Below are 14,756 nucleotides of genomic sequence, written 5' to 3'. Positions count from 1 at the left end.
AGCGGTTTCCCTTACCTCCCCCTCCGTCTGGCAAGTGCCAGCCACCTCCCCCTTGCGGGGGAGGATTGATGGCACCCTACCCGATCAACGGAACTTGCCGCTGAGCGAAACGCCGATGATCCGCGGTTCGTTGAACACCGCCGCCATGTAGTTTTCGATCACGCCCTTAAGGTTCTTTTCGCCCGTGATGTTGCGCGCGAACACAGCCAACTCATAGGCGTCGTCCGGTGCGGCATAACCAATCTTCAGGCCGCCCTCGAAGTTGCCATTCGCGGTGAACTCCTTGGTCTTGTACAGCACGAACTGCGTATAGCCCTGGATGTTGAAGTCGCCCGCGATGAACGCACGACCGCCATTGCCAAGCGGCTGGTCGTAGCGCGCGGTAAGGTCGACATTATATTCCGGCGCATTCGGCAGCGGCTCGCCGTCGATCTTGACCAGAAACGTCGTGCCGAACTGACCGACGATCGCCCGCGGCGTCCGCGATGGCGTGCAGACCACGACGCTGTTGAGCGCGCAGATCTGTACCTCGGTGGTCTTGTCGCGGATCGCGCTGTGCAACAGGCTGAGCCCTGCACCCAGCGTGAGGTTCGCGACAGGCTTCCAGTTTGCTTCGGCTTCCATGCCGTAGGCCTCGGCCTTGTTGCCGTTGAACAAGATGCCGTTGCCGTTCACATCGTTGCCGTTGAGCTGGATGTCGTTGACGCGGTAGCCGAACACCGTCGCGTTGAGGCTCAGCGTGTTGTCGAGCAGACGCGTCTTGATCCCCGTCTCCCACGACAGGATCGTCTCCGAGTTCGCGGTCGAGAAGTCGGAGTTGAACACTGCCGAACGACCCTGGATCGTCGGTCCGCGGAAGCCTTGGGCCACGCGCGAGTACAGGCTGATGTCGGGGTTCGCCTGGTAGAGGACGCTCGCATCCCAGCTCGGCTTGGTCGACTTGAGCGTCACGTCACGACGGCCGCGATACGTTACGGTCCCATCGGCTTGGTCCGCCGTCTTCAGCAGCTCGGTCCGCTTCTTGTCTTCGGTGATCCGGCCGCCAAGCGTCACGGTCAGCTTATCCATCAGCTCATAGCTCACTTGGCCGAAGCCAGCCCATGAGGTGTTCACGTCGTGAAGCCGCACCCAGTTATTCGCGTTGCGCGCCGTACCCGTCAGGAAGAACGCTCGCTGGTAGAAATCGGTAATGTCACGATTGTCGAAATACAGACCGCCAACCTGCCAGTTGAACCTGCCACCGGGGGTGCCGGCGACGCGAAGTTCCTGCGACCATTGATCGAGATCGCGGATCTGGCCCTGGGACTGCCCGGATTGCGCGCGCCCAGGGAAGTTTACCGCAGCCCCGCCGTCGGTATCGCCCCGGCTGAAGCCCGACGTCGTTTCATATGCGGTGATCGAGGTGAGCGCCGCCGGACCGAAGTCGTACGTCGCGCGAGCCGAGCCACCGTAGGTGTTGTAGCTCTGCGGGTTGTCATTCCCCTCGTCGAAGGACACGATATTGCGCGGCTCGGCCGAGGCGTCGCTCGACCCCTTCTTCAGCGCACCGCGGTGGAACAGCGTCGAGGTGCCGTCATACCAGCGGGCGTGGCCCGACAAGTCGAGCGTGAAGCGCTCGCCCGGCGTCAGCGCCAACTGGACGCGGATGTTGCGGTCGTCGAAGCCGCCCATGGCGTTGTTGCGCGGCGTGGCGGTGCTGTCCGCACTGAATCCTGCGAACCGGTTGTCGACATAGTTCTCGCGGTGCTGGATCAGCGTTGACAGGCGGATCGACAGCAGGTCCTTAATCAGCGGACCACCCACTCCCGCATCGAGGCTGACGCTGCCGTAGCTGCCGACCGAGGCCGAGGCGCGGCTCTCGAAGTCGTTGGTCGGCTTGTTCGTGTCGAACTTGATGATGCCGGCGGTGGTGTTGCGCCCGAACAGCGAGCCCTGCGGGCCGCGCAGCACTTCGACTTGGCGGACGTCGAACACCGGGTTCGACTTCAGCACGACATGTTCGAGGATCACGTCGTCCTGGATGATCGTGACCGGCTGCGATGCACCGAGGTAGAAATCGATGTTGCCGAGGCCGCGGATGTAGAAGCGCGGGAAGATACGGCCGGTGGTCGATTCGACGTACAGGCCGGGGACGCGACCAGACAGCGCGAGCAGCGTGTCGTCGCCGCCAGCTGTAAAGGCGCGCAGCGCATCGCCCGACGCGACGCCGACCGATAGCGGGACCTTCTGGAGGTTTTCCGAACGGCGCTCGGCGGTGACGACGATATCGCCGAGACCTTCCTCGGGAGCAGACTGCCCAGCTTGAGTCTGGGCCTGATCTTGGACCGGCGCGGCCTGTGCGAATGCAGCCGATCCACCCACAACCGAACCAAACGCGACGCCGAGCATCAACGCCGACTTAACGACCGAAATCTTCAAGATGATATTCCCCAATCGTGCGGCGCCGTCCCTGACGGCCCGCCGCACATCCCAAAAGACAACGTCGTTGCTTGTCCTCGACCGTCCTCCCCCGGACGGCCCGACGACGCCTCGCGACGCTCACTCCCCGATCCGGCGGTTAGGTGGGGATTGTGTTAGGATGATGACAGTTGGTTGCGGTGGCGTCGGGCGAGCGCCGGTTTGCAACACGGTGCGATATTTTTGCCGATGGCGCGGATCGGAGACGCCATGCTAGCTGCGCCCTATGGAGTTGGTGATGCGATTTTGGCTGACTATCCGGCGCTCGGGGTGGTTCGAGCCCAGTGCGATCGGTAGCCTCTTCCCGTTCCCTTTCGCCTGGCAGGCTTGGGCGATCATGGCGGCGTTTATCGCCGCGATCGCGGCGAGCGTCGTACTGCATGGTGAGGCCGCTTGGCTGACACGAATTCTCCTGTGCATCGGCTACATCGCGTTTGGGGTCGCTACGTACGAGTGACGGCGACGGGCGGCGGTGCGCCTTTCCAGGATGGACAGGCATTCGGGGTTTGGCTCACGACAGTTCGGAAGCTGATAGATCTCCCCGGACTGGTTTGGCACTTATTCCGTGGAGGCAAGAATAGCTTGTCTCCCCGCGAAAGCGGGGACCCAGACTGGGCTCCCGCCTTCGCGGGAGAACAAGCAAGATAGGACTATCGTTCGACTGCGCCCCAATCGCGCCACGGCAAAGCCGCGTCGTCGGACGACACGACCGAGGACAAGCTCGGCCGGTCGCCGTCCGGCTAGACGCTTATCCTCGTCCAAGCAGAGCTTAGCTTCAGGCGTCGTCGCCCATCCGCAGCGCGGCAATAAACGCCTCCTGCGGGATGCTGACCGAGCCATACTCGCGCATCTTCAGCTTGCCCTTCTTCTGCTTCTCCAGAAGCTTCTTCTTGCGGCTCGCGTCGCCACCGTAACACTTCGCGGTCACGTCCTTGCGCATCGCGCTGATCGTCTCGCGCGCGATCACCTTGCCGCCGATCGCCGCCTGGATCGGGATCTTGAACAGATGGCGCGGGATCAGCTCCTTGAGCCGCTCGACCATGCCGCGGCCGCGGACTTCGGCGGTGCCGCGGTGGACGATCATGCTCAGCGCGTCGACCGGCTCCTCGTTGACCAGGATACCCATCTTGACGAGATCGCCCTCGCGGTAGCCGATCTGGTGATAATCGAAGCTGGCATAGCCCTTCGACATCGACTTCAGCCGATCGTAGAAATCGAACACCACTTCGTTCAGCGGCAGTTCGTAGGTCGCCTGGGCGCGACCGCCGACATAAGTGAGGTTCTTCTGGATGCCGCGGCGGTCCTGACAGAGCTTGAGGACGCTGCCGAGATACTCGTCGGGGACGTAGATCGTCGCCTCGATCCACGGCTCGCTGATCGTCGCGATCTTGTTCGGCTCGGGCATGTCGGCGGGGTTGTGCAGCTCGATATGCGTCGTACCGGACGGATCGGGGTGGGTCAGCTCGATCTCATAGACGACCGAAGGCGCGGTGGTGATCAGGTCCAGATCATATTCGCGCGTCAGCCGCTCCTGGATGATCTCCAGATGCAGCAGCCCGAGGAAGCCGCAGCGGAAGCCGAAGCCCAGTGCGGCCGACGTCTCCATCTCGAACGAGAAGCTCGCATCGTTGAGCCGCAGCTTCGAGATGCTCTCGCGCAGCTTCTCGAACTCGGCGGCATCGACCGGGAACATCCCGCAGAACACGACCGGCTGGACTTCCTTGAAGCCCGCCAGGGCCTCAAGAGCAGGCCGCTTCGCATCGGTGATCGTGTCGCCAACGCGCGTCTGCGCGACCTCTTTGATCTGCGCGGTGATGAAGCCCATCTCGCCGGTGCCGAGTTCGGTCAGCTGCTCTATCTTCGGACGGAAGCAGCCGACTCGGTCGACCAGATGCATCGTGCCGGTCTGCATGAACTTGATCTGCTGGCCCTTTTTCAGGACGCCATCAATCACGCGCACCAGGATGACGACGCCGAGATACGGATCGTACCAGCTGTCGACCAACATCGCCTTCAGCGGCGCCTCCGGGTCGCCGCTGGGTGGCGGGATCTTGGTGACGATCGCCTCGAGGATCTCGACGATTCCGATCCCCGACTTCGCCGACGCGAGCACTGCCTCTGATGCATCGATGCCGATCACGTCCTCGATTTCCTTGCGCACCTTCTCGGGTTCGGCGGCGGGCAGATCGATCTTGTTGATCACCGGCACGATCTCGTGGTCGTGCTCGATCGACTGGTAGACGTTGGCGAGCGTCTGCGCCTCGACGCCCTGCGCGGCATCGACCACCAGCAGCGCGCCTTCGCACGCGGCCAGGCTGCGGCTTACTTCATAGGCGAAGTCGACGTGCCCCGGCGTGTCCATCAGGTTGAGGACGTAATCCAAGCCGTCCTTCGCGTGATACGCAAGGCGCACGGTCTGCGCCTTGATCGTGATCCCGCGCTCCTTCTCGATGTCCATATTGTCGAGCACCTGCTCGGACATTTCGCGCGCGGTGAGGCCGCCAGTTTCCTGGATCAGCCGGTCGGCGAGCGTCGACTTGCCATGGTCGATATGGGCGATGATGGAAAAATTGCGGATGCGGTCAAGCGGAGTCATGGCGCGCTCCTAGCAGCGACGCCGCGTGCGCGATAGATCGCGGACACACTCCATAATTGTCTTGAACGTTCGAGATGGCGCGGCTAGGGCGCTCACCGGCAATGTTGTCGGGGCGTGGCGCAGTCTGGTAGCGCACTGGTCTCGGGGTCCAGGGGTCGTAGGTTCGAATCCTATCGCCCCGACCATTGCCGATTATGGGGCAGTTCGCCCCCCTTCCCCGAGCTGACTTCACGATTGATACGCGACCTGGCCCTGGAGGGCAGGTGTCCGACGATATCCACAGGCGAAGCGACACCATCCTCCCCCTGCCTGGGGAAAATTGGTGGCGCTTGCCTCCGGAGGGGGAAAGCGCCCACTTCCGTTCCGCATCCTCCCCCTCCGTCACCTTCGGCGCCACCTCCCCTTGGCGGGGGAGGATCGTAAGGTCGAGGACCGACGGCGAGTTCAGGCGATCTTTTCGAGTGGCCGATCGGGATGCGCGGCGGTTGCACGGAAACGGGCGGCGGTTGCCTGGGTGTAGGGCTTGGCCATCACCGTCGACACCGTCACCGAGTCCGCCGTCGCGTGGTCGGGCGTCAGCGTCAGCAGCGTGAAGCCCTTGGCGTCCTGATCGCAGAAGCGGACCTCACCTGCGTTTGCGTCGGCGATCAGCGATCCGATACCGGGAAGCAGCGAGCCGTAGGACGGGCTGGTGATCGCGGTGCAGCCGAACTCGGCGGCGACCAGCGTGCCCGAAGCGTCGTGCAGGTCGTTCGCCCACGCCGCATGGCTGTCGCCCGACAGCACGATCGGCCGCGATTTTGCACGCTGGAATGCCGCATACAGACGCTCGCGTGCCGGGGGATAGCCGTCCCAGCTGTCGAAGCCGAACGGCAGACCCGCGCGGTACGAGGCGATGCTGGCGGTCAGCCGCTCGCGCCACATCGCCGGCAACTTGGCCATCGTCTCGGCGAACTTCACCGGCCCGAGCTGGCGCTCAATGTCGGGCCCTGCAACCTTCGCCATCACCACCTGGTTGCCGAGCACCTGCCACGGCTTGCCCGCGGCGACCGAGGACGCCATCGTCTGCTCGACCCAGACGAGCTGCGCGGGCCCGAGCAGTTCGCGATCGGTCCGCGCGCGCTCGGCGAGCATCGGCGCGTATTCGGCCTGTGTGATCTCCTCGCCCTTCGACACTACCTGATGGCTGCGCGCGAGCAGCCGCGTCTCGACCATCACCAGCGTCGCGAGATCGCCGAACTCGAAGCTGCGGTTGATCGCCGCCCAGGGCTGGCCGGGCTTGGGATCGCGGATCGGCATCCACTCGAAATAGGCCTGCATCGCCGCTGCCTTGCGCGCGTCCCAGTCGCCCTCGGTCTTGGGATCGTGGTTCTCGGCGCCGTGCATCCAGTCGTCGTTGGCGACCTCGTGATCGTCCCAGACGCAGATGAACGCGGCGCGGGCGTGCGCGGCCTGCATGTCGACGTCGCGCTTCACCTGCGCGTGGCGCATGCGGTAGTCGGCGAGGCTGACGATCTCGTGGCGCGGCTCGACCAGGCGGCCGATCTTCTTGGCGATGTCCGCGCCGTACCCGTCGACGCCGTATTCGTAGATATAGTCGCCGAGGTGGAGCACCGCGTCGAGCCGGCCGAGCTTGGCGATCGCGTCATAGGCATTGAAGAGGCCGCCTGCGTAGAGCTGGCACGAGACGACCGCCATGACGACATCGGCGACCTTACCCCTGGGCAGCGTGCGGAACCGACCGATCGGCGAGCGCGTCCCGTCGGCGGCGTCGAACCAATAGCGGTATTCGCGGCCCGGCTGCAGCCCGTTCGCCTCGACCTTGGCGGTGAAATCACGTGCCGCACGCGCCGTGACGCTGCCCGAGCGGAGCGGCTTGCCGCCCTCGGTTTCGGCTACGTGCCATGCCAGCGCGATATCGCCGGCGTGCGCCTGGTCAACAGGCGTCGCGCGCGTCCATAGGATCACGCCGTCGACCGCGGGATCGCCGCTCGCAACACCGTGATCGAAGCGGATATTTACCGCGCCCGCCGCCTGCGAGGCGATGGCTGGTAGCGCGAGCGTCGCGCCGGAGCCGGCGAGTTTGAGCGCAGTCTTCAGGGCATCGCGGCGGTTGATCGTCATCGGCTCGGACTTTCGTATCGGGTGTCGCACGCCTGCTAGTCACGATCGAAGACACCCCCGTGGCAGCGATGTGACACGGCCGTTACGCAATAGTCATCTTGCTTTCATCATCGCGACGTCGAAACGTCACGTGCCGCCCCTAGTGCCTCCCCAACGACACGGGGGACTTAATGACACGCATCTTCACGCGGCTGGCACTGGCCACGCTGGCTACGACCTGCTCGACCGCCGCATTGGCGCAAGCCGGCGCCCAGGTAGCCGCGCCGGCCGACGTTCAAGCCAGCACGCCCAACGACGAGATCGTCGTCACCGCGCAGAAGCGCGAACAGCGCATCGCCGACGTCCCGGTCACCGTCACCGCGGTCACCGGCGCGAGGATGGCGTCGATCGGCGTCAATTCGCTGACCGAGGTCGCCGCCTATATTCCCGGCTTGCAGATTCAAGAGCAGAGCGCGAACAACCCGGGCTTCGTGATCCGCGGCATCACCTCGGACAATGGTTCGTCGCAGCAGGGCGCGCGCGTCACGCTGTATTACAACGGCATCGACATCAGCCGGTCGCGCGGCGCGTATCAGGATCTGTACGATCTCGAGCGGATCGAGGTCGTGAAGGGCCCGCAGGCGACACTGTTCGGCACCGCCGCCGCGGTCGGCGCGATCAGCGTCATTTCGGCGAAACCACAGCCCGGCGTGTCGGGCGCGATCAACGGCTCGTACGGCAATTACAACCGGACGCAGGTGTCGGGCTTCCTCAATGCCGGTAACGACGTGCTCGCCGGGCGGATCGCCTTCGCCTACAAATACCGCGACGGCTATGTCCGCAACATCGCCGGTGACGCGAACGTGCCGAACCAGAATCAGGGTGGCGTCAACCAGGACGATCTGAACGGCCAGGACCAGCGCGGTATCCGCGGCTCGCTGCGTTATCGCCCGAGCGACAGCGTCACCGCCGACCTCGTGCTGACCTATGATGGCCAGCGCAACCCCGGCACCGCGTTTAAGAGCCGCGCGCATGCCCCGACCGGCGGGCAGACCGGCGACTATGGCTATGCCGAACTGTCGGGCTCGCCGTACAGCGCGGCGGTGCTCGGCGCTCGGAAACTCGGGCTCGACCGCAACGTCTACGACGCTAATTTGACGATCACCGCGGAGCTGTCGCCGGGGGTCACCTTCACCACCGTCAACGGCTATCGCCGGTTCGACGCGCTCGAGGTCTTCGACGCGGACGGTGGCCCCGCCGCCTATCTCGAATTCGCCGAGGATGCGAAGGGCGACCAGTGGAGCCATGAGAGCCGGTTCGCCTTCGAAGGGCCGAAATATCGTGCCTCGGTCGGTTGGAATGCGTTTTTCGAGAACGGCTTCCAGCGCGTTCCGTTCGCGACCGAAGAGGGCACGTATCTCGCCTGCTCGGTTGCCGCGGCGTATCAGCCGATCCGGACCGCGCTCAACCGCGCGGGCATTCCGACCGAGACCGGCTGCGTCGCCGCCAACGGCACGATCCCGGCCACCCGCGCGACGTCGATCCTGACCGGCGGACGTGCCACCGCAATACCTTACGCGGCAGAGTTCACGAACTTTGGTAGGAACAACACCTACTCGGTGTTCGCCGACGCGACGTATATCCCGGTGCCCGCGCTCGAGCTGACCGCCGGCGCGCGCATCCTGATCGAGGATCGCCAGTCGGGGTATTCTTCGGTCCAGCCGAACTCGGTGATCCTCGCATCGCTCGGTATCCAGTCGAGCCTGCTCGGCACGGCGAACACCAACGGCAGCAAGTTCGTCGCCGAGAGGAGCTTCACCGCGATCCTGCCGCGCTTTAACGCGCTGCTGAAGCTCAACAGGGCGGTCAATCTGTACGGCACGATCAGCAAGGGCCGGCGCTCGCCGGTGGTCCAGCTTGCCGCACAGCGCACCGCGTTCGGTGTCGGTCCCAACCTCCAGATCATTCCGGAAGAGAAGGTCTGGAATTACGAAGGCGGCATCAAGGGAAGCGTCGGACCGTTCAGCGGCGCCGCCTCGGTATTCTACCAGACCTATGACGGCTTCCAGTTCTCGGTGACGAGCAACGGCGTGACGACGGTCCGTAGCGCGGATTCGGCGAACAGCGTCGGCGTCGAGCTCGAAGGCAATCTGAAGCTCGCGTCGTATCTCTCTGCCTTCGCGACGTTTGCGTATATCGATGGCGGGATCGGCGACGACGTCGCGAACGGCCCCTATGCCGGGAACCAGTTCCGCCTTCAGCCCAAGACGACGGCGTCGGGCGGCCTGATCCTGCGCGCGCCAGTGGGCGGCGTGACCGTCTACGCGACCCCCAGCGTGACCTACAAATCGAAGGTCTTCTTCGAACTGCCGAACACCGAGGCGATCAGCCAGAAAGGCTACACGCTGGTTAACCTGCGCGCCGGGCTCGAGTTCGCGCAGGGTCGCTACAGCGTCGGCGGCTTCGTCCGAAACGCGACCAACAAGCGCTACCTGATCGACGCGGGCAACACCGGCGGGGGCTTCGGCATCCCGACCTACATCGCCGGCGAGCCACGCTTCTACGGCGTCGAGCTGGGCGCGAAATTCTAATTTCCACGCATCGTTACACACCACGCAACCATCCCCGGGGGGACCAAGCATGACGTTCGAGACCATCTATACCGACGGCGATATCGACACCAATCCGACCGCGAACCCGCATCTCAACGATCTGATCGAGGTGCGCTATTCGCGGCGCCAGACCTTGATGGGCGGCATGTCCGCGACCGCCGCGGCGGTGTTCGGCGGCATGCTGCTGACTGGGTGCGACGATGACAATGACGGCGGCTCGGACCCTGTCACGGTGACCGCGACCGCCGGGGGCAGTTCGACCGCCGGCCGCGTCGCGACGCTGACCGGTGCCGCGATCGGCCAGGTCGACAGCGTGAGCTGGACGCAGACGGCTGGACCGACGGTAACGCTGGCAGGCGCGACGACGACGGTTGCGACGTTCGTCGTGCCGGGTGCCACCGCAGGCACGGTGCTGAGCTTCCTGTTCACCGCCGTTTCGGCAAGCGGATCGGTCACCGCGACGACCAGCGTGACGGTCGGCGCGGCGTCGCTGGGCTTCACGGCGGTTGCGAAGAGTCTCGCCGATGTGGTTGCAGTACCGTCGGGATACGCCGTCACCGTGTTGTATCGCCTCGGCGATCCGATCGGCAGCGGCGTCGGCGCCTATGTCAATGACGGCACCGATGCGACCTTCTCGAAGCGCGCGGGCGATCATCATGACGGCATGAGCTATTTCGGGATGTCTGCCACGGGTACGCCGGATGCGAACGGCAACACGCGTGGTCTGCTCGTGCTCAACCATGAGAACATCACGCAGGCCTATCTGCATCCGAACGGCCCGACCAATAGCGGCGGCGTCCGTCCCGAAGCCGAGGCGCTGAAGGAGATGGAGTGCCACGGCGTATCGGTGATCGAGATCAACCGCGCCGCTGCCTGGAGCTACACGACCGCGTCGTCGTTCAACCGCAGGATCACGCCGCTGACGCCGATGAGCTTTTCGGGGCCGGTGCGCGGCGCCGACAGCCTCAAGACGCGCTACTCGCCCGATGCCACCACGGGCCGCGGCACGATCAACAATTGTGCCAATGGCACAATGCCTTGGAATACGTACCTCACGAACGAAGAGAACTGGGTCGGCTATTTCCGCCGCGAGGTCGGCGACGCTGCGCGCCGAGCCGCCACCGGCCCGGCCGGCGTGAAGGCGAACACGTCGCTGACCCGGTATGGCAAGACCGAGAGCAGCAGCAGCACGGCTGGCAATTACGGCTGGTGGTCCGTCACGCCGGCGGACACGACCAGCACGATCTATTCGCGCTGGAATATCACCGCGCAGGCCGGCGCGCCTGCCGATGGCACGGGCGATTTCCGCAACGAGATCTTCCAGTACGGCTGGGTGGTCGAGATCGATCCGTTCGACGCCAATTCGACTCCCCGCAAGCGGACGGCGCTGGGTCGTATGAACCACGAGGGCTGCCAGATCGGCCGGACGATCGCGGGTGTGAAGCCGGCATTCTACATGGGCGACGATGCTCAGAACGAATATATCTACAAGTTCGTGTCGGCCACACCGTGGTCGGGGAGCGATGCCACGGCTGCGAACCGCCTGGCGATCGGCGACAAGTATCTCGATACCGGAACGCTTTACGTCGCGAAGTTCGCGGCCGATGGCACCGGCCAGTGGCTGCCGCTGACCTATAATGTGGGCCCGCTGACCTCGGCCAATGCCGCCTATCCATTCTCGAGCCAGGTCGATGTGTTGATCAACACGCGTCTTGCCGCGGATGCGCTGGGGGCGACGCGGATGGATCGACCGGAGTGGACCGCGGTCAACCCTGCGACCGGCGAGATGTACTGCACGCTCACCAACAACGCGTCGCGCACCGTGGCGACGGTCGATGCGCCCAACCCGCGCGCCTACGTCGATGCGCCGTCGACCTCGGTCGGCAACCGCAACGGGCACATCATCCGCCTTCGCGAGAGCGGCGATACGTCGGAGGCGTCGACCTTCGCTTGGGACATCTACGCTTTCGGCGCGGGTAGCGATCTCGATCCGACCAACATCAATTTGTCCGGCCTTGACGCGACCAACGACTTCTCGTCGCCCGACGGCCTCTGGTTCGGACTGCCGAGCAACGCGTCGGGGACGATCGCACCGGTGATGTGGATCGAGACCGACGACGGCGCGTATACCGACGTCACCAACTGCATGCTGCTCGCCTCGGTGCCGGGGATCGTCGGCGACGGCGGCACGCGATCGGTCACCAGTTCCGCGGGCGGCGTCAGCAACACCGTCACGACGCGGATCGGCAAGGCACCGGGTGCGGCGCTGCGTCGCTTCCTGGTCGGGCCGAAGGAGTGCGAGATCACCGGCATCCATACGACGCCGGACGGCCGGTCGCTGTTCGTTAACATCCAGCATCCGGGTGAGAATGGCGGGCCGACGAACATCACGAGCAGCTGGCCTGCGAACCAGACGGGAACGGTGACGGCGCCCTCACGGCCGCGGTCTTCGACGATCGTGATCACGAAGAACGACGGGGGCGTAGTGGGGCTTTAAGCGCCGCGCAGCTAGCGGCATTCACTCGATCCTCCCCCGTAAGGGGGAGGTGGCACCGCAGGTGACGGAGGGGGAGGACACGGAACGGCGGTTTCCCTCTCCTCCCCCTCCGTCTGGCAAGCGCCAGCCACCCCCCCTGGCGGGGGAGGATTTTAGGCGCTCCTCGATCTGCACAGTGTGCCCCGCCCCGGCGCAGGCCGGGGTCCAGTTGGGGAACGGTGCTGATTGGTGCTGCGCTTCGTTATTGCCACCTCTCCAACTGGGCCCCGGCCTTCGCCGGGGTGGGGCAGTTTCGAGAGGTGGTGCAGTTTAAGGGCGGTCGCGTCCCGTAGGCCCTAGACAGTTCCCGCCGGGATCCGCGCAAGAGCCTCCTGCTCGATCTTCTCCAGCTCGTCCCGCGTCTGGACGATCGCCTCGCGTTGCGCATCGAGCAGGTCGATCCGCTGGCGACAGCGTTCGGCCAATGCGCGCATCTGTTCCACATGCTGCGGGTCGGCGTCATAGAGGTCGAGGAACTCCTCGATGTCGCGCAGCGTGAAACCGAGGCGTTTGCCGCGCAAGATCAGCTGCATCCGGGCCACTTCGCGCCGCGTGTAGACCCGCGTCGTACCGATCCGGCAGGGTTCGATCAGCCCCTTGTCCTCGTAGAACCGCAACGTTCGCGCGCTCACGCCGAGCATGCGCGAGACTTCCTGTATGCCGGTCAGATCGTCCTGTCGGTCGTTCACGCGTCCACTCCCCTCGCCTCCGACGCCGCCGCCTTTGCGGTCTCTTCAGCGACAAGTTCCTTTTTGGATAGCTTGCCGATCAGCGTCTTGGGGAGACTGTCGCGGATTTCGACCTCGCGGGGAAGCTCGATCTTGCTGATCTTGTCGCGCAGAAAATCGCGCAGTTCGAGCGGGGTAGCGACCGCACCTTCAGCCAGCACCACGAACGCCTTGGGCGCCTGGCCGCGGTATTTGTCGGGGACGCCGATGACGACCGCTTCGAGCACGGCGGGGTGTTCGTACAACGCCTCCTCGATCACGCGCGGATAGACGTTGTAGCCGCCAGCGAGGATCAGGTCCTTGATCCGGTCGACGATAAATAGGTAGCCGTCCGCGTCGAGGTGCCCCACGTCGCCGGTACGCAGCGCGCCGTCCGCGAACAGATCGGCGGTGGCGGCGGGCTTGTGCCAATAGCCCTGCGTGATCTGGGGACCGCGCGCGCAGATCTCGCCATTCTCACCGACCGGCAACAGCCGGGTCGGGTCCTCGCGGTCACGGATCTCGATCGTCGTGCCGGGAAAGGGCAGCCCCGCGGAGCCTGGCTTGTTGAGGCCGTCGATCGGGTTGCACGTAATGATCGGCGAGGCTTCCGACAGGCCATACCCTTCGCACAATTTGGCGCCGGTCGCCGCCTCGAACGCGATCCGCACCTCCGCTGGCAGCGGTGCGCCGCCCGAGATGCAGGCGTGGATCGAGGACAGGTTAATCTTCTGCGTTTCGGCGGCCGTCGTAATGGCCGCATAGATCGTCGGCACCGCAGGGAAATAGCTCGGCTTGGTGCGGTCGATCGTCTTGAGCAATTGCTGCAATGCGAAGCGCGGCAGCAGGATCATCTCCGCGCCGGTGCGGATCGAATAGGTCAACACGGTGGTCAGCGCGAAGACGTGGAACAGCGGCAGCGCGCCGAGCACGCGGTCCTGATGCGGCTGCTCGCCGCCGACGAACACCACCATCGCGTCGGCGTTCGCGACGAGGTTGGCGTGGCTGAGCATCGCCGCCTTGGGCTCGCCGGTTGTCCCGCCGGTATATTGCAGCACCGCGACCTCGTCCGGGGAAACGGTAACGGGGGACGGCGCACCCTTCGCCTTGAGCAGCGCGTCGAACGTGGAATGGCGCGCGTCAGTCGGTGCCCGACCGATCTCGGCGCGCTTGAAGATGCGGTAGGCGATCGACTTCAGCGTCGGCAACGCGCCGGCGATCGGACAGGTTATAACGTGCTTCACGCCCATCTGCCCCGCGACCTTGAGCACGCGCGCGTGGATCTCGGCGATGTCGCAGGTGGCGATGATCGTCGCGCCGGAATCTTCGAGCAGATGCGCCAGCTCGCGCTCGACATAGAGCGGATTGACGTTGACGACGACGCCGCCCGCCTTGAGGATCGCGAAGAAGAGGATCGGATAATAGGGCGTGTTCGGCAGGCACAGCGCGACGCGCGTGCCCTTCACGACGCCGAGATCCTGGAGTCCCCGCGCCGCTCGGTCGACCGACTCGCCGAGCTCGGCATAGGTCAGCGTCCTGCCCATGAAGTCGAGCACGTTGCGCGACCCGAACCTCTGCACCGACGCATCGAGCATGTCGCCCAGCAGCCGCGGCTCGCCCAGCAACGGGACGCCGATCGCCTTGCCCCCGGAAGTGTCCTGCATCTCGCTCTCCATTGCTCAATGTGCGTAAGCCATATTGTCGGCCGCTTCACCTTGACGTAAAGGTGAGGTATCGCACCTTAA

General features: G+C 64.9%; 8 protein-coding genes and 1 tRNA gene. 4 read left to right on the top strand and 5 right to left on the bottom strand.

Annotation, left to right across the window (positions count from 1 at the left end; genetic code table 11):
* Nucleotides 1-84: 84 nt before the first annotated feature.
* Nucleotides 85-2,388, bottom strand: a complete 2,304-nt coding sequence (locus O6Y00_RS10925; RefSeq protein WP_353442692.1) for a TonB-dependent receptor — start codon at nucleotides 2,386-2,388, stop codon at nucleotides 85-87.
* Nucleotides 2,389-2,695: 307 nt separating this feature from the next.
* Between O6Y00_RS10925 and O6Y00_RS10920 the strand changes: the two genes are divergently transcribed.
* Nucleotides 2,696-2,914: a hypothetical protein gene (locus tag O6Y00_RS10920; RefSeq protein WP_353442609.1), complete on the top strand. Its 219-nt coding sequence runs from the start codon at nucleotides 2,696-2,698 to the stop codon at nucleotides 2,912-2,914.
* A 318-nt stretch (nucleotides 2,915-3,232) separates the two neighbouring features.
* Here O6Y00_RS10920 and lepA read toward each other — a convergent pair whose 3' ends face one another.
* Entirely contained in the window at nucleotides 3,233-5,053 is a 1,821-nt protein-coding gene (gene lepA, locus O6Y00_RS10915) for a translation elongation factor 4 (protein WP_056049136.1), read from the bottom strand.
* A 108-nt stretch (nucleotides 5,054-5,161) separates the two neighbouring features.
* Between lepA and O6Y00_RS10910 the strand changes: the two genes are divergently transcribed.
* Nucleotides 5,162-5,238 (top strand) — tRNA-Pro (locus O6Y00_RS10910).
* Nucleotides 5,239-5,497: 259 nt separating this feature from the next.
* On the opposite strand, the gene O6Y00_RS10905 is transcribed toward O6Y00_RS10910, so the two are convergent.
* Entirely contained in the window at nucleotides 5,498-7,177 is a 1,680-nt protein-coding gene (locus tag O6Y00_RS10905) for an alkaline phosphatase D family protein (protein WP_353442608.1), read from the bottom strand.
* Between the two features lie 170 nt (nucleotides 7,178-7,347).
* Here O6Y00_RS10905 and O6Y00_RS10900 point away from each other — a divergent pair, with 170 nt between their 5' ends.
* Together O6Y00_RS10900 and O6Y00_RS10895 are read left to right on the top strand one after the other, a co-directional pair.
* Nucleotides 7,348-9,747 (top strand): TonB-dependent receptor domain-containing protein, encoded by a 2,400-nt coding sequence (locus O6Y00_RS10900; RefSeq protein ID WP_353442607.1) that lies wholly within the window; start codon nucleotides 7,348-7,350, stop codon nucleotides 9,745-9,747.
* A gap of 49 nt (nucleotides 9,748-9,796) precedes the next feature.
* The gene (locus O6Y00_RS10895) at nucleotides 9,797-12,265 is read left to right on the top strand and encodes a PhoX family protein (RefSeq protein WP_353442606.1); all 2,469 of its coding nucleotides are present in this window, start codon (nucleotides 9,797-9,799) and stop codon (nucleotides 12,263-12,265) included.
* A 335-nt stretch (nucleotides 12,266-12,600) separates the two neighbouring features.
* Here O6Y00_RS10895 and O6Y00_RS10890 read toward each other — a convergent pair whose 3' ends face one another.
* Together O6Y00_RS10890 and O6Y00_RS10885 are read right to left on the bottom strand one after the other, a co-directional pair.
* On the bottom strand, nucleotides 12,601-12,993 hold the full coding sequence (locus O6Y00_RS10890) for a MerR family transcriptional regulator (RefSeq protein WP_120300301.1): 393 nt from the start codon (nucleotides 12,991-12,993) through the stop codon (nucleotides 12,601-12,603).
* Entirely contained in the window at nucleotides 12,990-14,675 is a 1,686-nt protein-coding gene (locus O6Y00_RS10885) for a long-chain-fatty-acid--CoA ligase (protein WP_353442605.1), read from the bottom strand. Before O6Y00_RS10885 ends, O6Y00_RS10890 begins: the two co-directional genes overlap by 4 nt.
* Nucleotides 14,676-14,756: the final 81 nt, after the last annotated feature.

This window comes from Sphingomonas faeni (assembly GCF_040407565.1).
Taxonomy (GTDB): domain Bacteria; phylum Pseudomonadota; class Alphaproteobacteria; order Sphingomonadales; family Sphingomonadaceae; genus Sphingomonas; species Sphingomonas faeni_F.
This window is presented reverse-complemented; position numbering and strand designations above follow the sequence as displayed.

Bases quoted from the DNA above. Each gene is read 5' to 3' on its own strand.
- lepA (WP_056049136.1), bottom strand. From the start codon at position 5,053: ATGACTCCGCTTGACCGCATCCGCAATTTTTCCATCATCGCCCATATC.
- O6Y00_RS10905 (WP_353442608.1), bottom strand. From the start codon at position 7,177: ATGACGATCAACCGCCGCGATGCCCTGAAGACTGCGCTCAAACTCGCC.
- O6Y00_RS10925 (WP_353442692.1), bottom strand. From the start codon at position 2,388: ATGCTCGGCGTCGCGTTTGGTTCGGTTGTGGGTGGATCGGCTGCATTC.
- O6Y00_RS10895 (WP_353442606.1), top strand. From the start codon at position 9,797: ATGACGTTCGAGACCATCTATACCGACGGCGATATCGACACCAATCCG.
- O6Y00_RS10920 (WP_353442609.1), top strand. From the start codon at position 2,696: ATGCGATTTTGGCTGACTATCCGGCGCTCGGGGTGGTTCGAGCCCAGT.
- O6Y00_RS10885 (WP_353442605.1), bottom strand. From the start codon at position 14,675: ATGCAGGACACTTCCGGGGGCAAGGCGATCGGCGTCCCGTTGCTGGGC.
- O6Y00_RS10900 (WP_353442607.1), top strand. From the start codon at position 7,348: ATGACACGCATCTTCACGCGGCTGGCACTGGCCACGCTGGCTACGACC.